The organism is Bradyrhizobium sp. SZCCHNRI20481, assembly GCF_032485055.1.
In the GTDB taxonomy this organism is placed as follows: Bacteria; Pseudomonadota; Alphaproteobacteria; order Rhizobiales; family Xanthobacteraceae; genus Bradyrhizobium.
Genome location: NZ_JAUEUE010000022.1, coordinates 20,768 through 39,750, shown reverse-complemented (window position 1 = coordinate 39,750; position 18,983 = coordinate 20,768). Strand labels below are relative to the sequence as shown.

General features: G+C 64.9%; 21 protein-coding genes. 13 read left to right on the top strand and 8 right to left on the bottom strand.

Translation table 11 applies throughout. The annotated features are described in order from the left end of the window. Positions 1-23 precede the first annotated feature (23 nt). From QX132_RS29700 to QX132_RS29655, 10 genes are all read left to right on the top strand, one after another. A complete protein-coding gene (locus QX132_RS29700) occupies positions 24-758 on the top strand; it encodes a nitrogen fixation protein NifQ (RefSeq protein WP_316163559.1) in 735 nt (244 codons plus the stop codon). 17 nt (positions 759-775) lie between these two features. Continuing rightward, on the top strand, positions 776-1,270 hold the full coding sequence (irr, locus tag QX132_RS29695; protein ID WP_315756201.1) for a Fur family transcriptional regulator Irr: 495 nt from the start codon (positions 776-778) through the stop codon (positions 1,268-1,270). Positions 1,271-1,586: 316 nt separating this feature from the next. Beyond that, positions 1,587-2,726, top strand: coding sequence for a homocitrate synthase (nifV, locus tag QX132_RS29690; protein ID WP_316163558.1), 1,140 nt, complete (start codon positions 1,587-1,589; stop codon positions 2,724-2,726). A 2-nt stretch (positions 2,727-2,728) separates the two neighbouring features. Continuing rightward, positions 2,729-3,520 carry a serine O-acetyltransferase gene (cysE, locus tag QX132_RS29685; RefSeq protein ID WP_316163557.1) on the top strand — a complete coding sequence of 264 codons (792 nt, stop codon included), beginning with the start codon at positions 2,729-2,731 and terminating at the stop codon, positions 3,518-3,520. Then, a complete protein-coding gene (gene nifW / locus QX132_RS29680) occupies positions 3,517-3,855 on the top strand; it encodes a nitrogenase stabilizing/protective protein NifW (RefSeq protein ID WP_315740990.1) in 339 nt (112 codons plus the stop codon). Before cysE ends, nifW begins: the two co-directional genes overlap by 4 nt. A gap of 262 nt (positions 3,856-4,117) precedes the next feature. Beyond that, on the top strand, positions 4,118-4,963 hold the full coding sequence (locus QX132_RS29675) for an electron transfer flavoprotein subunit beta/FixA family protein (RefSeq protein ID WP_315713075.1): 846 nt from the start codon (positions 4,118-4,120) through the stop codon (positions 4,961-4,963). Between the two features lie 36 nt (positions 4,964-4,999). Then, positions 5,000-6,106, top strand: a complete 1,107-nt coding sequence (locus tag QX132_RS29670) for an electron transfer flavoprotein subunit alpha/FixB family protein (protein ID WP_315740992.1) — start codon at positions 5,000-5,002, stop codon at positions 6,104-6,106. 22 nt (positions 6,107-6,128) lie between these two features. After that, positions 6,129-7,436, top strand: coding sequence for an FAD-dependent monooxygenase (locus QX132_RS29665; RefSeq protein WP_315740993.1), 1,308 nt, complete (start codon positions 6,129-6,131; stop codon positions 7,434-7,436). A 41-nt stretch (positions 7,437-7,477) separates the two neighbouring features. Beyond that, the gene (locus tag QX132_RS29660) at positions 7,478-7,774 is read left to right on the top strand and encodes a ferredoxin family protein (RefSeq protein WP_172112536.1); all 297 of its coding nucleotides are present in this window, start codon (positions 7,478-7,480) and stop codon (positions 7,772-7,774) included. A 169-nt stretch (positions 7,775-7,943) separates the two neighbouring features. After that, a complete protein-coding gene (locus QX132_RS29655) occupies positions 7,944-8,150 on the top strand; it encodes a molybdopterin-binding protein (RefSeq protein ID WP_315741026.1) in 207 nt (68 codons plus the stop codon). A gap of 27 nt (positions 8,151-8,177) precedes the next feature. Here the strand turns inward: QX132_RS29655 and QX132_RS29650 are convergent, their stop codons facing one another. Further along, positions 8,178-8,741, bottom strand: coding sequence for a DUF2478 domain-containing protein (locus tag QX132_RS29650; RefSeq protein ID WP_315741027.1), 564 nt, complete (start codon positions 8,739-8,741; stop codon positions 8,178-8,180). Between the two features lie 73 nt (positions 8,742-8,814). Here QX132_RS29650 and modD point away from each other — a divergent pair, with 73 nt between their 5' ends. Next, the gene (gene modD, locus QX132_RS29645) at positions 8,815-9,690 is read left to right on the top strand and encodes a ModD protein (protein WP_316163556.1); all 876 of its coding nucleotides are present in this window, start codon (positions 8,815-8,817) and stop codon (positions 9,688-9,690) included. Between the two features lie 13 nt (positions 9,691-9,703). On the opposite strand, the gene QX132_RS29640 is transcribed toward modD, so the two are convergent. From QX132_RS29640 to QX132_RS29625, 4 genes are all read right to left on the bottom strand, one after another. Next, entirely contained in the window at positions 9,704-12,049 is a 2,346-nt protein-coding gene (locus QX132_RS29640) for an ABC transporter substrate-binding protein (RefSeq protein WP_315796497.1), read from the bottom strand. Positions 12,050-12,152: 103 nt separating this feature from the next. Next, positions 12,153-13,070, bottom strand: a complete 918-nt coding sequence (locus QX132_RS29635; protein ID WP_316163555.1) for a sel1 repeat family protein — start codon at positions 13,068-13,070, stop codon at positions 12,153-12,155. A gap of 503 nt (positions 13,071-13,573) precedes the next feature. Continuing rightward, the gene (locus tag QX132_RS29630) at positions 13,574-14,119 is read right to left on the bottom strand and encodes a carboxymuconolactone decarboxylase family protein (RefSeq protein ID WP_315740997.1); all 546 of its coding nucleotides are present in this window, start codon (positions 14,117-14,119) and stop codon (positions 13,574-13,576) included. Positions 14,120-14,121: 2 nt separating this feature from the next. Further along, on the bottom strand, positions 14,122-14,676 hold the full coding sequence (locus tag QX132_RS29625) for a peroxiredoxin (protein WP_315713058.1): 555 nt from the start codon (positions 14,674-14,676) through the stop codon (positions 14,122-14,124). Between the two features lie 595 nt (positions 14,677-15,271). Between QX132_RS29625 and QX132_RS29620 the strand changes: the two genes are divergently transcribed. Further along, positions 15,272-15,406, top strand: a complete 135-nt coding sequence (locus tag QX132_RS29620; protein WP_409999314.1) for a hypothetical protein — start codon at positions 15,272-15,274, stop codon at positions 15,404-15,406. 5 nt (positions 15,407-15,411) lie between these two features. On the opposite strand, the gene QX132_RS29615 is transcribed toward QX132_RS29620, so the two are convergent. The 3 genes from QX132_RS29615 to QX132_RS29605 are packed head-to-tail and all read right to left on the bottom strand — an operon-like array spanning position 15,412 to position 17,972. Then, the gene (locus QX132_RS29615) at positions 15,412-16,122 is read right to left on the bottom strand and encodes a DUF1045 domain-containing protein (protein ID WP_316163554.1); all 711 of its coding nucleotides are present in this window, start codon (positions 16,120-16,122) and stop codon (positions 15,412-15,414) included. A gap of 6 nt (positions 16,123-16,128) precedes the next feature. Beyond that, positions 16,129-17,313, bottom strand: coding sequence for an alpha-D-ribose 1-methylphosphonate 5-triphosphate diphosphatase (locus tag QX132_RS29610; protein ID WP_316163553.1), 1,185 nt, complete (start codon positions 17,311-17,313; stop codon positions 16,129-16,131). After that, positions 17,310-17,972: a chloramphenicol acetyltransferase gene (locus QX132_RS29605; RefSeq protein ID WP_315741000.1), complete on the bottom strand. Its 663-nt coding sequence runs from the start codon at positions 17,970-17,972 to the stop codon at positions 17,310-17,312. The genes QX132_RS29610 and QX132_RS29605 overlap by 4 nt, the downstream gene beginning before the upstream one ends. A gap of 181 nt (positions 17,973-18,153) precedes the next feature. On the opposite strand from QX132_RS29605, the gene phnC reads away from it, so the two are divergent. Next, on the top strand, positions 18,154-18,963 hold the full coding sequence (phnC, locus tag QX132_RS29600; RefSeq protein ID WP_315741001.1) for a phosphonate ABC transporter ATP-binding protein: 810 nt from the start codon (positions 18,154-18,156) through the stop codon (positions 18,961-18,963). The last annotated feature ends 20 nt before the right edge of the window (positions 18,964-18,983 follow it).

Genomic DNA, 18,983 nt, shown 5'->3' with positions numbered 1-18,983 from the left:
GGCAGGCGGCAGGGGATCACGCTATGACCATCGCAATCGTGGGCGTCTCGGAGTCCGTTGCCGCTGGCCTGCAACCGTCGCCGCGCAACGGCTCCTTCGAAGAGGACAGGCGGCACCACGGCCGCCAGATCTACCGCCTGCTGACCGGCGTCGATCCCGACGATGCGCTGATCGACAGCGACATCGGTTTCGACCGTCACGTCATCGCATCGATCCTCGCCGTTTCAGCGATGGAGCATGGCGCGCTGGCGGAGCGAGCCGGGCTTTCGACCGTCGAGCTGATCGCACTGCTGGCGCAGCTGTTTCCTGCAGCCTCGATCGACTCCTCATGGCTGCCGATCACCGGGGCCGTGGCCGCGCCGGACGACGACGAAATCGCGATGGTGCGCGATCTGCTCGCCGCGCAGCGCTCCACGGACGGCGAGGTCGGCCGCTGGCTCGCAGCCATGGTGGCGCGTCGCGCGATGGAGCCCAACCATCTCTGGGAAGACCTGGGCCTGCGCGAGCGCTCCGAGCTGTCGCGGCTCCTGACGCGTCATTTCGCGCCGCTCGCAAGCCGCAACACCAAGAACATGCGCTGGAAGCGCTTCTTCTACCGCATGCTGTGCGAGGACGACGGCTTCGTCATGTGCACGACGCCGGTCTGCACCCAGTGCAACGATTTCGCGCTCTGTTTCGGCGAGGAGAGCGGCGAGAGCCGGATGGCCGAGCGGCGACGCGATGTGGCGCTGCAGGAGGCGGCGGGCGCCGCGATGTGAGTTCGAGGACCGTGACGATGTTGATGGACAGCCAGCTTCGATCCCCGTGCAACTCCGACGGCGGACCTTGTCCCCAGGCAGAGACCTGCGAAGCTGGCGAGATCCTGATGCGTCGATGCGAGGATGCGCTGCGTCGGGCCGGGTTGCGTCCCACCCAGCAGCGTCAGCAACTGAGCCGGATTCTGTTCGGCAGCGGTGACCGCCACATCACCGCCGATGCGCTCTATGGCGCCGCCGTCGCCACCGGCATGAAGATCTCGCAGGCCACCATCTACAACACGCTCAATCAGTTCGTGGAGCTCGGGCTACTGCGGCAGATCGGCGTGGACGGCTCGAAATCGTTCTTCGACACTAATACGACCGTGCATCCGCACTTCTTCTATGAGGACGAAGGCGAGCTCGTCGATGTGCCCGAGCATGTCGCGTTCGAGCAGCTGCCGGAGCCGCTGCCGGGCTATCGCATGGAGCGGATTGACATCGTCATCCATCTGCGCCGCAGACGCCACGCCTGACGGCAGCGCAGGTCGCCGCGGCTTGGCGCTGGGCGACCGAGTCACTTCACCTCGACGTCTGATTCCCGACCCTGTTACGAATCCGACAATCCGTTTTCGCGCAAAAAGTGAAGTAAATTCAATTGATTAGATTCGGGTCCGGCGGTGGCATGGCCGTTGCTGAGTGAATTGCTGGCCGTGATGGAGCGTCGTGCTTCTGGCGGCCGCACACAGGTTGCGACGGAGCGAGTGAATGCCAGACGTCTCCGGACAGCGCGGGCCCAGGAATGCCCGAGAGGCCGGCTCTGCCCACGGGGGCACGGTCTCGGGGAGCCCGATGCCCCGGGTCATCCTGAACGATACCACGCTCCGCGACGGCGAGCAGGCGCCGGGCGTCGCCTTCGCCCTCGGAGAGAAGGTCGCGATCGCCCGTGCGCTTGCCCGTGCCGGCGTTCCCGAGATCGAGGCCGGCACCCCGGCGATGGGGGCCGACGAGATTGCTGCGATCAAGGCGATCGTCGAGGCCGGTCTGCCCGCGACCATCATCGGCTGGTGCCGGATGCGCGAGGCGGATGTCGATGCGGCGATCGCGGCCGGCGTCTCGATGGTGAATGTCTCCATCCCGACATCCGATGTGCAGATCGCCGCCAAGCTCGGTGGCAGCCGCAGCGCCGCGTTGGAGCTGCTCAAGCGCGTGGTCGGCCATGCGCGGAGCCGCGGACTGGCCGTTGCCGTCGGCGGTGAGGATTCGTCGCGCGCCGATGTCGGCTTTCTCGCCGAGGTGATCGCGACCGCGAAGTCGCTCGGCGCCCGGCGCTTCCGCGTTGCCGATACCCTGAGCGTGCTCGATCCCGAGGCGACGTCGGCGCTGGTCGGCGCCTTGCGAGCGACCACGGACCTGGAGATCGAGTTTCACGGCCATGATGATCTCGGTCTTGCCACCGCCAACACGCTGGCGGCGGTCAAGGCGGGCGCGACCCATGCGTCGGTCACCGTGATCGGCCTCGGCGAGCGCGCCGGAAATGCTCCGCTGGAGGAGGTCGCGGTCGCGCTGCGGCAGCTCTACCGGCGCGAGACCGGCATCGTGCTGGCCGAACTCGATCACGTCGCCAATGTCGTGGCGGCCGCCGCGGCGCGCGCCATTCCACTCAACAAGGCCATTGTCGGCGAGCACGTCTTCACCCATGAATCCGGCATTCACGTCGACGGGCTGCTGAAGGATCAGCGCACCTATCAGGCCCTCGATCCGGGACTGTTCGGCCGCTCCAACCGGATCGTGATCGGGAAGCATTCCGGGCTGTCGGCGATCACCTCGCTGCTGTCGGATCTACGCCTGCCGGCGAGCGTCGACCAGGCCCAGCGCATCCTGGCGCGCGTGCGCAGGCATGCCGTCACTCACAAGGGGCCAGTGCCGAAAGAGGCCGTTGCGGCCATCTGGCGCGAAGTCTGCGATCACCCGCTGGCGAGCTTTGCCTGATCATGAGCGACATCGTCGACGCACCCATTGCAAAGCCGATCGTCGCCGAGCTGAGCCGGCCCTCGCTGCTCCGCCTGATCCGCGAGGACATTGCGTGTGTCCGCTCGCGCGATCCGGCGGCGCGCAGCGAAATCGAGACGCTGCTGACCTATCCCGGCATTCACGCGCTGATCTGGCACCGCCTGGCGCATCGGCTGTGGATTCGCGGCTGGCGTTTTCCGGCACGCTTGTTGTCGTGGCTCGGACGTTTCCTGTCGAATGTCGATATCCACCCGGGCGCGGAGATCGGGCGCCGCTTCTTCATCGACCACGGCGCCTGCGTCGTGATCGGCGAGACGGCAGAGGTCGGCGACGACGTCACGCTCTATCACGGCGTCACCCTGGGCGGCACGTCGTGGTCGCCGGGCAAGCGGCATCCGACGCTGGAAAGCGGCGTCGTCGTCGGCGCCGGCGCCAAGATCCTCGGACCGATCACGATCGGACCGCGCACCCGCGTCGGTGCCAACTCCGTCGTCATTCAGAGCACGCCGCCCGATGTCACCGTGGTCGGCATCCCCGCCAAGGTGGTGCGGCCGGAGTTCACCCATCGGCGAACCGTCGGACGCATCGACCTGGATCATCATTTGATGCCTGATCCGGTCGGTGAGGCTCTTTCCGTGATGCTGGACCGGATCGAATTCCTCGAAGCGCAGCTCGCTCACATCAGGCAAAAGATGCGCCAGGGACCGCCGCTTCCGGCGCCGACCTCTTTCTGCGAGGTTGATCCGATCTTGAGCCAAGGAGCAAAGCAATGACTGCGGCATCGCCGAACGTTCTGGACGAACTGAAGAAGACCTCCGCTGCCGAGGAGTTCTTCAAGCTGCTCGGTGTCGACTACGATCCCAAGGTGCTCAACGTCTGCCGGCTGCATATCCTCCGGCGAATGGGGCAGTATCTCGTCAGCGAGGACTTCTCTGACGTTTCCAACGAGGATGTCGCAGCCCGCTGCAAGTCGTTCCTGGAGCAGGCCTATCAGGACTTCCTCGTCTCCACGCCGCTCGATCAGCGGGTGTTCAAGGTGCTCAAGGAGGCGGTGGCGCCGCCGAAACCGGCTCCAAAGCCGTTCGTGTCACTGACGACGCTCAAGTAACGGACGAACTGACGATCACTCCTACGAGCGCCGCCAGCACGACTGGCGGCGTTTCCGCTTTCAGGCGAGCCGTGCGCTTTCAAGCTCCTGTCGCATTCCCGACGCGTGTTGCTTGCGACGTGTCGGGCCTTGGCGGCGAGTTCTCAGCAACAGAGATCAGGTTCATGCGCCAAGGTGTTGAATCCGTGCCGATAATCATTGCGGCCGAAACTGGTACGACAATTGCTGTCCTGATCGCAGACCTACACACCGGAGTGATCGCATGCATATCGTCGTCTGCATCAAGCAGGTTCCGGACTCAGCGCAGATCCGCGTTCATCCGGTGACCAACACCATCATGCGCCAGGGTGTGCCGACCATCATCAACCCCTACGACCTGTTCGCGCTCGAGGCGGCGCTGCAACTGCGCGACAAGTTCGGCGGTGAAGTGACCGTGCTGACCATGGGACCGCCGTCCGCCGAGGACTCGCTGCGCAGGGCGCTGACCTACGGGGCCGACCGCGCCGTGCTGCTGACCGATCGCTTCTTCGCCGGCGCCGATACGCTGGCGACCACCTATGCGCTGGCGACAGCCATTCGCAAGGTCAGCGAGACCTTTGGCGCGCCCGACATCGTGTTCACCGGCAAGCAGACGATCGACGGCGACACCGCGCAGGTCGGCCCGGGCATCGCCAAGCGGCTGGGCCTGCTGCAACTCACCTATGTGGCGAAGATCCGCGAGGTCGATCCGGTGGCGCGCACGATCGAAGCCGAGCGTCGCTCCGAGGGTGGTGTTCAGGTGCTGAAGACCAAGCTGCCGTGCCTGGTGACGATGCTGGAGGCGACCAACGAGATCCGCCGCGGCGCCATGGCCGATGCGCTCCGTGCAGCGCGCGCGCAGATCGTCACCTGGAGCGCCAAGGACGCCGGCGTCGAGGACATCTCGAAGTGCGGCCTGAAGGGATCGCCGACCATCGTGAAGCGGGTCTTCGCGCCGTCGGCCCGGGCGGAGAAGGCAACCATGGTTGACTTCTCGAGTCGCGCGCCGGCCGACGCCCTGATCGAGGAATTGTTCAAGCGGCAGCCGAAGCTCGAAGCCGAACTGACGACGTCAGCGCACGGCTTCTGATCCATACGGCTTTTGACGGACCAAGGGACGACGATCATGAGCGAACCCACCAAAGCACCGCCCGCCGCAGCCGGTCGCGCCGCGACCAAGAAGGAGCTGCCGGAGCATTTCAAGGCCTACAAGCACGTCTGGGTGTTCATCGAGCAGGAGCGCGGCCAGGTTCACCCGGTGTCCTGGGAACTGATGGGCGCCGGACGCAAGCTTGCCGACAAGCTGAAGGTCGATCTCGCGGCCGTCGTGATCGGGCCTCCCGGAGAAGCCGTGCAGCACGCTGCCGCGGAGTCGTTCTGCTATGGCGCCGATCTCGCCTACATCGTCGCGGACGGCGTTCTCACCGACTATCGCAACGAAGCCTACACCAAGGCGCTGACCGACGTCGTCAACACCTTCAAGCCTGAGATCCTGCTGCTCGGCGCCACCACGCTCGGCCGCGACCTCGCGGGCTCCGTCGCGACGACGCTGCTCACCGGTCTGACCGCCGACTGCACCGAGCTCGACGTCGATGCCGACGGCTCCCTGGCCGCGACGCGGCCGACCTTCGGCGGCTCGCTGCTCTGCACGATCTACACGCTGAACTATCGGCCACAGATGGCGACCGTCCGCCCGCGCGTGATGCCGATGCCGGACCGCGTCGAGAAGCCCGCGAGCCGCATCATCGAGCACAAGCTCGGTCTCGTGGAAGAGGACATCGTCACCAAGGTGCTGTCCTTCATTCCGGATCGCGATTCGGCCAAGTCCAATCTTGCCTATGCCGACATCGTCGTGGCCGGCGGGCTCGGGCTTGGCTCGCCGGAGAACTTCCAGCTCGTCAAGGGGCTCGCTTCGGTGCTCGGCGCCGAATTCGGCTGCTCGCGGCCGCTGGTGCAGAAGGGTTGGGTGACCTCCGATCGGCAGATCGGCCAGACCGGCAAGACCATCCGGCCCAAGCTCTACATCGCCGCAGGCATCTCCGGCGCGATCCAGCATCGGGTCGGTGTCGAGGGTGCCGACCTGATCGTTGCCATCAACACCGACAAGAACGCGCCGATCTTCGACTTCGCGCATGTCGGCATCGTCACCGATGCGATCCGGCTGCTGCCGGCGCTCACCGAGGCATTCCGCGCACGTCTGTCGCCGCATTCGCGCGACCGCATCGCGAGCTAGGCACCAGAGAGGGAGCAGGGCAATGATCGAGGAACGGTTCGACGCGATCGTCGTGGGGGCCGGTATGGCCGGCAATGCTGCTGCGCTGACCATGGCCAAGCGCGGCATGAAGGTGCTGCAACTCGAGCGCGGCGAATATTCCGGCTCGAAGAACGTGCAGGGCGCGATCCTCTACGCCGACATGCTGGAGAAGCTGATTCCGGACTTCCGCGAGGAAGCACCGCTGGAGCGGCATCTGGTCGAGCAGCGCTTCTGGATGCTCGACGACAAGTCGCATGTCGGCCTGCACTACAAGTCGGACGACTTCAATGAGGAGAAGCCGAACCGTTACACGATCATCCGTGCCCAGTTCGACAAATGGTTCTCGTCCAAGGTCAAGGAAGCCGGCGCCACCGTGCTGTGCGAGACGACCGTGACCGAGCTGGCGCAGGATGCCTATGGCAAGGTGATCGGCGTCAAGACCGACCGGCGCGATGGCGAGATCCATGCCGACGTGGTCGTGCTCGCGGAAGGCGTCAACGGCCTGCTCGGGACTCGCGCCGGCCTGCGTGAGCGGCCGAAGCCGGAGAACGTCGCGCTGGCTGTGAAGGAGATGCACTTCCTGCCGCGCGAGACGATCGAGGCGCGCTTCAACCTGAAGGGCGACGAAGGTGCCGTCATCGAGGCCGTCGGCACGATTTCCCGCGGCATGACCGGCATGGGCTTCATCTATTCCAACAAGGAGTGCATTTCGCTCGGCATCGGCTGCCTCGTCTCCGACTTCCAGAAGACCGGCGAGACGCCATACGGCCTGCTCGAGCGGTTCAAGCAGCATCCGTCGGTGGCGCCGCTGATCGAGGGGTCGGAAGTCAAGGAGTACTCGGCGCACCTGATTCCCGAGGGCGGCTATAATGCGATCCCGCAGCTCTGCGGCGATGGCTGGGTCGTGGTCGGCGATGCCGCCCAGCTCAACAATGCTGTTCACCGCGAGGGCTCTAATCTCGCGATGACTTCCGGACGCATCGCGGCTGAGGCGATCTTCCAGGTCAAGTCGCGCCGCGATCCGATGACCAAGGAGAACCTCTCACTTTACAAGAAGATGCTGGAGGACTCCTTCGTCATCAAGGATCTGAAGAAATACAAGGACATGCCGGCGCTGCTGCACAACCAGTCGCAGAACTTCTTCCTGACCTATCCGCAGCTCGTCTCCAAGGCGATGCAGAACTTCGTGCGCGTCGACGGGACACCGAAGAAGGAGAAGGAGAGCAGCACCGTGCGCTCCTTCGTGAATGCAAGGTCATGGACCGGCCTGTTCGGCGACGCCTTCAGATTTGCTCGGGCGTGGCGATGATTGGTGAATGAACGAAACAGCTTAGGCGAGGGAGATCAGACATGAGCACGGACGTCGCAGTCAGGGTCGAAGACAAGCTGTTCTACAATCGCTATCAGGTCGATCCCGGCCGGGCCCATATCAAGGTCCGTCCGCATACGACGCCGACGCCGCAGTTAAAGGCGCTTCTCAAGGCCTGCCCGGCACGCTGCTATGAGCTCAACGACAAGGGCCAGGTCGAGATCACGGTGGACGGCTGCATCGAATGCGGCACCTGCCGGGTCATCGGCGAGGCCAGCGGCGATATCGAGTGGAGCTATCCGCGCGGTGGCTACGGGGTGCTGTTCAAGTTCGGCTGATGTCCGGCCGCCTGAGATCGCCCCCGGGGCGGCGTGCTGTCGCAAATGCGACAAACGTGCCGCCGGTCGTCGATGCTATATCGTGACTGATATAGGTCATTGAGTTCGGTCGAGCTTTCTGTTTACATCTCGTTGCAGCAACGACGCTGCAATGGATGAGGAACAGCACGTGAAGCTGAGTGCACGAAACGTCTTGCCGGGAAAAATCATCTCTGTTGAGAAGGGCGCGACCACGGCCCACGTCAAGGTGGAGCTCGCCCCGGGACTCACGGTCTTCTCGGCGATCACCAACGAGGCGGTGGAGGAGCTCGCGCTTGCCGTCGGCGACAGCGTCTCCGCCGTCATCAAGTCGTCGGATGTGATGATCGGTAAATAGGAACGTGGTGCCGAATCGCTGTGCCGATCAGCCGGTCGACGCGTGGCGCGCGCGCAGGTCGAGCCACCAGGTTTCCATCGCGGAACGTGACGGCTGCAGCAGCGTGCCGAAGTCGCCCGCAAAGGTCCGCCAGTCGTCGATGCATTTCTGCGGCACGGCCGTTAGCACCGGAATCCCCGACGTGATTGCGTCGGCCAGCTCGCCACGCAACCCGCTTCCCGAGGCCTCCTGCTTGGAGAACTTGTTGATCACGATGAGGTCGGCGTGGGCCGCGATGGCGCGGTGAACGGCCATGCCGGCTTCGGCAAGGCCCGCAGTGTCGAGCTTGCAGGCGGTCGATCCGGTGCCGAGGTCCTGACAGATCGAGATCGTGTCGCCATTGGCAAGATCGATCACGTCCATTCCGCTTTTCTTGCCGACTTCGTCTCTCGTATTGCGCTGAACGATGCCGCCGACGCGGACGCCCCGTTGCAGCAGCTCCTGGGCAAAGGCGTCCAGCAAGGCATCGGCATCGTCGCCCGGTCCGTAGAGAATGGCGGCGAGACGGGGCTGATTGGGCTCAGCGGAAGTAGGAAGATCGTGCGGGATCATACGGGGCCTGGCGATCGGGGGCGGGCGGCGACCAGGGTTTATATAGAGAATGCAGCCTGTGGAGAAAGAGCAGATGTCGCGCGCGCCGACCACCGCTACGCACCATGATCTGGAAGCGCTGCTCCGCGACGATGTCCCCTATGGCGACCTGACGACGGAGACGCTCGGGATCGGCGCCGAGCCGGGCCTGATGCACTTCGCTGCGCGCGACCGCATGGTATTGGCCCTGGCCGAGGATGCGGCGGCCTTGATCGAGCTCACGGGCTGCCATGTCGAACTGTTCGCCGGCAGCGGAACGGTGCTGGAGGAGGGGGCCCCGATCCTCCGTGCAGAGGGCGCGGCGGCAGGCCTGTTGCGGAGCTGGAAGGTGGCGCAGACGCTCATCGAGATCTGGTCCGGCGTCGCCACCGGGGCGGCTGCGATCGTCGGCGCGGCGCGCGCGATCAAGCCTGGCATTGCGGTCGCCTGCACGCGCAAGAGCGTCCCCGGAACCAAGCCGTTCGCCGTTGCCGCGGTGAAGGCGGGTGGCGCGGTGATGCATCGGCTCGGCCTGTCGGAGACGGTGCTGGTGTTTCCGGAACACCGGGCGTTTCTCGGCGATGCGCCGCTTGCCGATGTCGCTGAGCGGTTGCGGAGGAGTGCGCCGGAGAAGCGGCTCGTGATCGAGATCACCACGGTCGAGCAGGCCGTCGCCGCCGCCGTGGCCGGCTTCGACGTCATCCAGGCCGAGAAATTTTCGCCTGCCGACATCGCTGCGCTGACGGAGCGTATCGCCATCAGCGCGGCGCTGCCGCGGCGGCCGATCATTGCGGCCGCGGGTGGCGTGAATGCGCAGAACGCCGCTGCCTATGCTGCGGCGGGGGCAGACGTGCTGGTCACCTCGGCGCCCTACCTCGCGCGTCCCTGCGACGTGCAGGTGCGGATCAGCCCTGCCTCGGCCACGGCTTGACCGCGCGACCCGGCTACTGTGGGTGCCGCGGAGCGGCGCGCTTCTGGCGGTTGGCTCGCCATTCCATGAATTCACGGAACAGCCGGGGATCGGCCGAAACGCCGCTCGCCTGCAGATCGTTGGCCTGTGCATTCGCCCCCAGCATCTGGGCGGGCGGTGTATTGCGATCGAGCCAGTCCTGTGCCGTCTTGAATCTTGTCCAGCCCGCGATCGGAGCCAGCGGCGCCACCTCCTGCCATTTCGGGTGGTATGGCGGCCGTTGCAGCGCCTGCATGTTGCTGAAGAAGGCCTCGACGAGCAGAGACAGCCGGCGGTGACGGTCGCTGCCGGCCGGCCAGTTGAACGACGCCAGCACGGCCTCGGCCGCGATCGTGTTCACCGGCGCCGAGGCGCCGACGAGGTTCGGATAGTCCTCGGCGGACAATTGCGCCGGCAGATAGTCGTCGTGCAGAGCCTTGTCGTAGTCGACGGGCACGAGATGCAGATTGGGATCGCTGACCTGGCTCAGCCATTGCACCGGCTTGCCCTCGACCGTGATGATCGCGTCGATGTCGCCCTTGCGCAGCATGTCCAGCGCCAGCCGCGGCTCGATATAGAGCAGATGCGGCCTGATCCCGAGGCGCTCGAACACGTTGATCGAGGTGACGAAGGTGCCGCCGTCGGGCAGGTCGACGGCGATGGTCTTGCCGTCGAGCTCGTTCAGGCTGGTGATCGATCTCGGCGCCAGCACGTGCATCTCCTCGTTGAACAGCTTGGCGACATAGACCAGTTGTTCGCGGATGTTGTTGGCGAAGTCCTTGCGCTCGAGAAAGGCCAGGGTGTCCTTGCGGATGATGCCGGCGTCGACGCCGCGCAGCAGCAGGATATCGGCGACCGATTGCACCGAGCCGCGGCCGATCACGGGAAGGATGCGCAGCTCCGTCCCCTTGTCGAGCGCGGATGCGAGGTCCGCGCCCATGTTGGCGTAGGTGCTGCCGAACGAGCCGGTCATCAGCGTGACGGTATTGGCATTCAGCTGGTTGGCCAGATCGCGCTTCGCCGTGCCGTAACGGAAGATGGTCTTGAAGGAATCGCTGACGCTGCCGGGATCGATACCGCTCCGGACCGGACCGAAGCGCTGCCACTTGCCGCCGGTGAACTGCATCATCTGCATCTGCTCTAGCGGCGCGTGATCATGGGTGCTGGTGTTGACGGTGATGCCGGGCGTCAGCATCGGCAATTTGAGGCTCTTCAGGGATGCCGCCTGCTTCATGATATTGTCGCGCGACAGGTCGTCGCCGCAACTCCGCAACACTGCGACCATCGCGTTTGCCGCGAGGTAGCCGAAGGTCGCAAGACCATTGCTTCTCGGTACGTCGGGCAAATAGCGGTCCATGAAGGCGGACCATTCGCGGTAGGATGGATCGCCTGCAGCCGCGGCCTCCTCGCCCTCGTAGTAATAGCCAGCGGATAAGATGCCTTCGGCATTCTGCAGGCCGGCCGGCTGCATCACGGCGGAGACCGATTCCGAGACCGTCGAGATGATGTGGTCCGGACGCCAGCCGAGCTCGGCCGCGCGGCGGATCGCCATCACGGCGAACTTGGGCGTGGTCACGTCGAAGAAGATGTCGGCGCCGGATGCCTTCAACGTGGCGATCTGCTGATTGACGTTGGCGTCCGTCACCTTGTAGGTGGCTTCCGCGACGATCGGAAGCTTGCCACCCAGGCCGTCCTTCAATCCCTTGACGTAATCCTTGCCGAAATCATCGTCCTGATAGAGAAGCGCGATCTTGCCGCGGCTGTGGGTCTCCAGCAGGTACTGGGCATAGACGTGCGCCTCGGCCTGGTAGCTCGGCTGAAAGCCCATGGTCCACGGAAAGTCGTGGGGCTGGTCCCATTGCGAGGAGCCGGATGCCACGAACAATTGCGGAACTTTGTTGGCGTTGAGATAAGGGCGGACCGCCAGGTTGGGAGCCGTGCCCAGGCTGGCGAACATCAGGAGGACATTGTCCTCCTCGACGAGCTTGCGGGTCATCTCGACCGTCTTCTGCGGCGCATAGCCGTCGTCGTAGGAAATGAAGTTGACGCGCCGGCCGTTGATGCCGCCTTCGGCATTGATCTTGTTGAAGTAGGCCGCGATCGTCTTGCCGATGACGCCATAGGCGAGAGCCGGGCCGCTGTAGGGCATGGTGTTGCCGATGCGGATCTCGTTGTCCGCGGCGACCGCTTGATGTCCGGTCAGCGCCAGCGGAGCGGACAGAGCCAGCGCGAGGCATGCGGCTGCTCGAGGGGGGCTGTTCTTTGCATCCCGTGGTCTGCGACGTCGGCTCCATCTGGCGGCCAAGCAGGCGCGAACTGCAGCATGGATGCCGTGCATCATCAGTCCTCCCATCGATATTTGGTTCTCGGGCGCAGCAGGTCGCGGCCGACCGTCTCGCAGGGAGCGGTCCGGGTCGCGTCTCGAGCGCTTCGAGATTTATGTGTTAGCGCGCAGCCGAGATGCGTCGGCTGGCTTCCGGCGATCCTTGCTCCGCAGCCCTGAGATACCAGGCGCGCGCCTTGGCTGCGTCGGGAACGGCACCGAGCAACCGCGATTTCGTCAGTTCGGCCGGGTCATAGGTGCGCGCGAGCAGGAGGGAGGCGTCCGCAATCCCGGCGTCGGAAAGCCGCGTCAGGATCAGGCGCGCGCTGGCGACGTCGCCCGCGGCGAGCAGGTCGCGTCCGCGCTTCATCAGCGCATCGACCTCGTCTCGCGGCAACGGAACGGTCGGGCGAGGCGAGGCCATCGGGAGCGCAGGGGAGGGGGGCGAGACCGCCGGTGCTGCCGCGGCCGGCGCAGGCGACGTGGGCGCCGAGGGCCATGGCCGCATCGCCAGTTCTGTACTGCTGGGAGCCGCGAGCGCGGCGACCGTCTGCGGCGGGTCTTCCTGGGCGACCTTGGCTTCCGCGGGATCGATCTGGGCCAGGCTTTCCAGCACGGCGGTCGGCATGATCGGGCTCTTGCCGCCCGGCGTCGGCCCGCCGTTCTCGAAGGAGACCATGTTGACCACCATCAGGGCAATGGAGGCCGCGATGCCGACGGCGGCGCCGATCTTGATGATGCTGCCCAGCCGCAACGATTTGTCCGGATCCTCCGGCGGCAGGGGCATCACCACGGGATCGAGCTTCGCGCTCCAGGCGCGGTGCACCTCCTCATCGTCGAGGTCAAAGGCCGCTGGCCGCGCCGGCAGGAAGCTTGGCCGGGACACCAGATGATGCGGCAGGGGGACGCCGTCGGCGGGCGGATCGAATGCCGTCGGGCCGGCCTCCGTCTGGCGGCGGCGCGGCGCATATCTGCGGAGCTCTTCGTTCGCCCAGGGCGGCGCTGGTTTCGCCGGATCGTTCTGATCTGGAGCACTCATCACTAGCCTCCTGTCTCCGACGAACGTGTCGTGGGAGATAGCTTCAGGACGTCGGGCGCGCGCGGTCCAACCGAAGCGCGCATGATGCGACATCGGGGACATTGCATCAACGCTTCCGTCGAGACCGACAGGTCCGGTTTCCTTCCGACATGCACGCCATCGTTTTCGCGCGCCCTGGTCACAATCGATGTTGCTTGGTCCCTAAGCTGATCAATGTTCTTGTCGGGAAGGGTGAGTAGGTAAGGCTATTTGATGGAAATTTCCCGGCGCGCCGCATCGGTGATTGCTCGCGATGCGCGAGACCGAGGCCGAGTTCTGCGCTTTGCGGAAAGATCGGCTGGAGTATCAGGATGCCGCAGTCATCTCGACTTTGCCGCGAGGTCAGGGGCTTAGCGGACCGAGGAGTTGCAGGCGCGCCGCGAAACTCTGCAACTCAGGCGAGAAAGGGCGAAAAACAAATGCGGCCGGACAATGCCGGCCGCATTCACATATCCGATCGATTTTTATTCCGCCGCCAACGCGACGGACACACAAGCGGCTTCGATCGCAACGGCAACCGACTGGATGATGGCGGCAAAGCGTACGGCGGTCTGGATCGTGGCCGCGGGCACGCCCGCGTCCTGCAGGACCTTCTCGTGCGAATCGATGCAGGTGCCGCAGCCGTTGATGGCGGACACCGCGAGCGACCACAGCTCGAAATCGGCCTTGTCGATGCCGGGGTTGGCGATGACGTTCATCCGCAGCCGGGCCGGCATCGTCGCGTACTCCTTGTTCGAGGCAAGGTGCACGAAGCGGTAGTAGACGTTGTTCATGGCCATGATCGCGGCGGCCGATTTCGCCGCCGCCAAAGCGGCGGGCGACAGCTGCGCGGCCGCAACCGATTCCAACGCCGCCACGACGCTCGGATTGCGAGTCGCAATCGCGCACGCGACGAACAGGCCATATTTGGCCTGCGGCGACAGCGTCTCGTCGGAGGCCATTGACGACAGGTTGAGCCTGATGTCCTTGGCGAAGTCCGGGATCTGGTCCTTCAGTTGCTCGATCGACATGATCAGGCGACCTTCAGGGTCTCGCCGCCGACTTCGCGGTTGCACGGGCAGAGCTCGTCGGTCTGCAGCGCGTCGAGCACGCGCAGCGTGTCCTTCGGAGCGCGGCCGACATTCAGGTTGGTCGCATAGACGTGCTGGATCGTGTTGTCGGGATCGACGATGAAGGTGTAGCGGTAGGCGACGCCGTCGGGCGAGCGGACGCCGAGGCCGTCGACCAATGCGCCCTTGGTGTCGGCGAATTGCCAGATCGGCAGCTTGTGCAGATCCTTGTGGTCGCGCCGCCAAGCCAGCTTGCAGAACTCGTTGTCGGTCGAGCCGCCGAGCACGACGGCGTCACGATCCGCGAAATCCTTCGCAAGGCGCGCGAACTCGGCGATCTCGGTCGGGCAGACGAAGGTGAAGTCCTTCGGATAGAAGAAGATGATCTTCCATTTTCCGGGGAAGCTGGTCTCGGTCAGGGTCTCGAAGGCGCTCTCGCCCTTCTCCTCCTGAAGATGAAAGCCGGGTTTCACGCCGACGATTTCAAACGATGGCAGCTTGCTTCCGATTCCGAGCATTGGGGCACTCCAAGAAAATTATTGCGCTGCAATAGCGAGGCTCATTGTGCATTGCAAGCGATATGCCATTCGTTTTTAATATCAGTGGATTGTCGAAAACCCGACACTTGGCGGCAACATGCAGCAAGTGCGAGGTCGTGGCGATGGGGAGCTTGTGGATGGAGCTGGCTTAGAGCGTCGGCTTCGTGACATTGCGATCGGACATCGAGCGACGACAGCTGGAGCGCGCGCGTCGTCGCCACGGCAAAAGGAGGTTGATGTCCCGCTGAGTCGGAGTGCCATGCGACCTCGTGTTGACGGTCTCGACGGCGGCCGACGTGCAATTTCTTTGTGCGGCCGAAGTGGCAAAATTGACATTATCGCCTTAGTAGCGATGCACGTTTGACCACGGCGACTCCTGAAGCGGCAGCAAGGCGACAAGCCGTCGGCAGATCACGGCGCGGCACGATGCAAGGTGTGGCACAGCGCACAGTGTTGTCAGCTTTTCAGCAGATCGCGTCTGTTATTTCGCCTTGCTGCGCGATGATCTGACCATAGTCTCCTCGCAGATTTTCATCGGCCTGGATGCGCCGCAGGCCTGGATCTGCGCTGCGAGGTGCGCGAGAAGCTGATTGCATTCCTGCAGCGGGAGATGCGCGAAGCCTTGCCGCGCGAGCGCGCCGACATCGCCCCGCCGCTCTCGGTGTTCGGCCGCGAGGCGCCGCCGCACCATGCAGCCATGCCGAACTGACGCCGCTAGCTGCCTTGGACGGCCGTGAGCGGCCAGTCTCCGATGATGCGGAAACGCTGGTGGGCACTGGGCTGGCGGAACAACACAATCCTGTCGATCCGGAGCTCTGTCAGTGACAGTGCAGCGAATCTCTCCTGCAGCATCGTCAGGATCGGCCGGCGCCGTTCGTCGGACAGCCGGCAGGTCAGCGTCATGTGGAAGCGGAAATCCTCCATGACATAGGGATAACCCCAACGATCGAGATGATCGCGCTGCCGTGGTGTCAGCAGATCCGGCTTGCGCCGAGCACGGTCGTCGGCGGTCATCGGTGCGCGAAACGGCTCGAAGGCCTGGACACAATCGGCCGCGAACTGCTGCAGGATGGGGGACGGCTCGCCAGGGATCATCGCGATGAATCCGCTGATCGCGTCCACGATCGGACGGATGGCCGGGACGGCTCGCGGCGTGGCCGCGAACTCAGCACAAGCGGCGCAGAGCGCGGCTTCGCTCTCCGCATCCGCCAGCTCGAACGGAGCCTTCAAGGTCGCGTGAAAGCCGTATTTGCGCGGGTCTGCGGTCAGCTCAGCCCAGTCTGGAACCGCGCGGACGATCTCGCTCGGAAAGCTGCGGTCATCGCCGCTCCACGCGTCGTAACCGAGCAGGCGCGCGCCGAATTCCGCCAGGTCGGCTGTTGCTGGTGGAGCATAGTAGATCGCATAGCGCGGAAATTTGGCCATGGTTCGCTACTCCGCCGCCATGGCACGCGCCGGCCGGGCGTTCAGCCGGTCCGTCTCGGTGAGATAGACCAGCCGGCCGGACGCGATCACAGCGACGACGCGGGGGCGCAACGGTACGCGGTCGTCGACCAGAATGATATCGGCGCGGCGGCCCTCGGCGAGCATGCCGCGGTCCGCCAGCCCGGCTGCGCGTGCAGGGCCGCCCGAGATCAGATCCCAGGCGCGCGCCAGCGGAAGAACGCCGTCGGCCGCAAGCCGGTACGCTGCCAGCAGTGGCGCGGGATAGTAGTAGTCGGAGGCCAGCACCGAGCAGAGGCCCTTGGCGATCATGTCGCTCGCCTTCGTCCACCCGGTATGGCTGCCGCCACGGACGACGTTGGGCGCGCCGAATACGATCGCGTCGCCCCCTTGAGCGGCCTCGCGCGCGGTCTCCTCGTTGACCGGAAACTCTGCGATGGTCACCCCCTGGCTGCGAAACGCCTTGCGCATGGCCGGGCTGTCGTCGTCATGCGACAGCATGCGGACACCAGCCTTGCGTGCGATGTCGGCCAGCCGCGCGATTGAAGCCGGAACGGCATCGGCGCGAGAGGCGATGCGCGCAACCAACCGGTCGAACTCCGCGCCGGGCAAGCCGGTGCGGTCGACCATGCGCTGGCGCTTGTGCGGCTTGTCCAGACTCGCCACCGTCGAATCCATGTGGTCGTTGAAGGCGAACAGGTCGACGCGCCGGTCGGCGAGCCACCGCCCGACCTCCTCCTCGTCGTCGAGATTGAAGGTCTCGTGGCGCAGATGGAAGCGCGTGTCGGCTGCGAGCCGCGGGCGCAGCGCTTCGATCGATTCGAGTAGGCGCCGCGCATTGTCGGCGCTGCGCAGGCCCGGCTCCCATGACCAGGTCGTCGCGTGAAAGACGGTGGTGATGCCATTGCTGATGGCCTGGCGGTCGCTGTCGATCAGCGCAACGTCTGTCGGGAAATCGACCCCGGCGCGCGGCATCATTTGGCGCTCGAACGCATCGCCGTGGATGTCGACGATGCCGGGGAGCACGGTGAGCCCCTCCGCATCGAGTTCGAGACCCGACCGGCGTCCCGGTGTCCCGATGCCAGCGATCACGCCGCCGGATATGATCAAGGAAGTGTCTACGAGGTCGGTATCGGCGAGGCAGCGGCCCCGCGAGATGGAGATATCGGTCATGGGGCGGCACTCTGCCGCACCGCGACGCGCGCGTCGAGGGCAGCCTCGTATTTGTCGAGAAACGCAGTGATCGCGAGCTTGCGGAAATCCGGCAGCGCCGCGCGCAGCGCCTCGTGATTCCAATCCCACCACGCCAGATCCAGCAGCCGCTGCTCGACCTCGCGCGGAAACCGGCGCTTGATCGGCCGCGCCGGATTGCCGGCGACGATGGTATAGGCCGGAACGTCCTTGGTGACGATGGCTCCGGCCGCCACGACCGCGCCGGTGCCGATGTTGCGGCCCGGCAGCACGATCGCGCCATGGCCGATCCAGACATCGTGTCCGATCTGGACATGATGCTCTCTCCGCCAGGCGAAGAACTCCACATCGTCGGGCTCTCCTGGAAAATAGGCGCTGGCGCGATAAGTGAAATGGGCCTGCGTCGCCCTCTGCATCGGGTGGTTGCCCGGATTGATCCGGGTCATCGCCGCGATCGAACAGAACTTCCCGATCGTCGTGTAGGTGATCTGGGAATCGTTGACCACATAGGAGTAGTCGCCCATCGTCACCTCCTGCAGGATGGTGCGGGCGCCGACCTCACAATAGGCGCCAAGCGTCACGTCCTGGAGCTTGGCCGAAGGGTCAACGGTTGGTTCAATTGAAAGCGACTTGCCGGCCATCTCACGTCCTGACTCTACTCTCTACATCTGTGAAGGTGTCGGATCTCCCCTATGACAGGCGCGTGACATCTGCATGACTGCGACCGGCGTGTGGACGAGTGCGGCGCTGCGGTGTCGCTGTCACATAACTGTAGAATCCAGACGCTAGCGATAGGCCAGAGCGAGGCGTCTGGAGAATTCAATGCTGGTGGTGGATGGCCTGACGTGCCGTTTTGGCATGAAAGCCGCAGTCGACAATGCATCCTTCTCAGTTGCACCCGGCAGCTTCGTCGGCGTGATCGGGCGTTCCGGCGCCGGCAAGTCGACCTTGCTGCGGTCCATCAATCGTCTGAGCCCGGTGAGCGGCGGCCGCATCCTCTTCAAGGATCTCGACGTGACGGCGCTGCGCGGCCGCGATCTGCGGCAGTGGCGTGCGCGCTCGGCGATGATCTTCCAGCAGTTCAATCTGGTCGGCCGATTGGACGTGCTGACGAACGTGCTGATGGGGCGACTCGCCGAAATCCCGTCGTGGCGCTCGCTGGCGCAGCTCTGGCCGGCGGAGGATGTCGCCATGGCGCTGTCCGCGCTCGAGCAGTTCGACATGGCCTCCCTCGCAGCGCAGCGCGCCGATCAGCTCTCGGGCGGGCAGCAGCAGCGCGTCGCGATCGCGCGCGCGATGGTGCAGAACCCCGAGATCATTCTCGCAGACGAGCCGATCGCCTCGCTCGATCCCCGTAACACCAAGATCGTGATGGACGCGCTGCTGCGCATCAACAAGCATTTCGGCATCACCGTCGTCTGCAATCTGCATTCGCTCGATCTGGCGCGCAGCTATTGCGATCGCCTGATCGGCATGGCGACCGGACGGATCGTGTTCGACGACGTGCCGTCGGCGCTGACGGCGCAGATCGCACGTGAGCTCTACGATCTCGAGGCGGACGAGGTGATGGGTTCGATCCATCCGGCACCGGCGGCAACGGTGCCGGCACTCGGCGAAGCCGCCGTGGCCTGAGACGCGGATTTCTGCAAGCT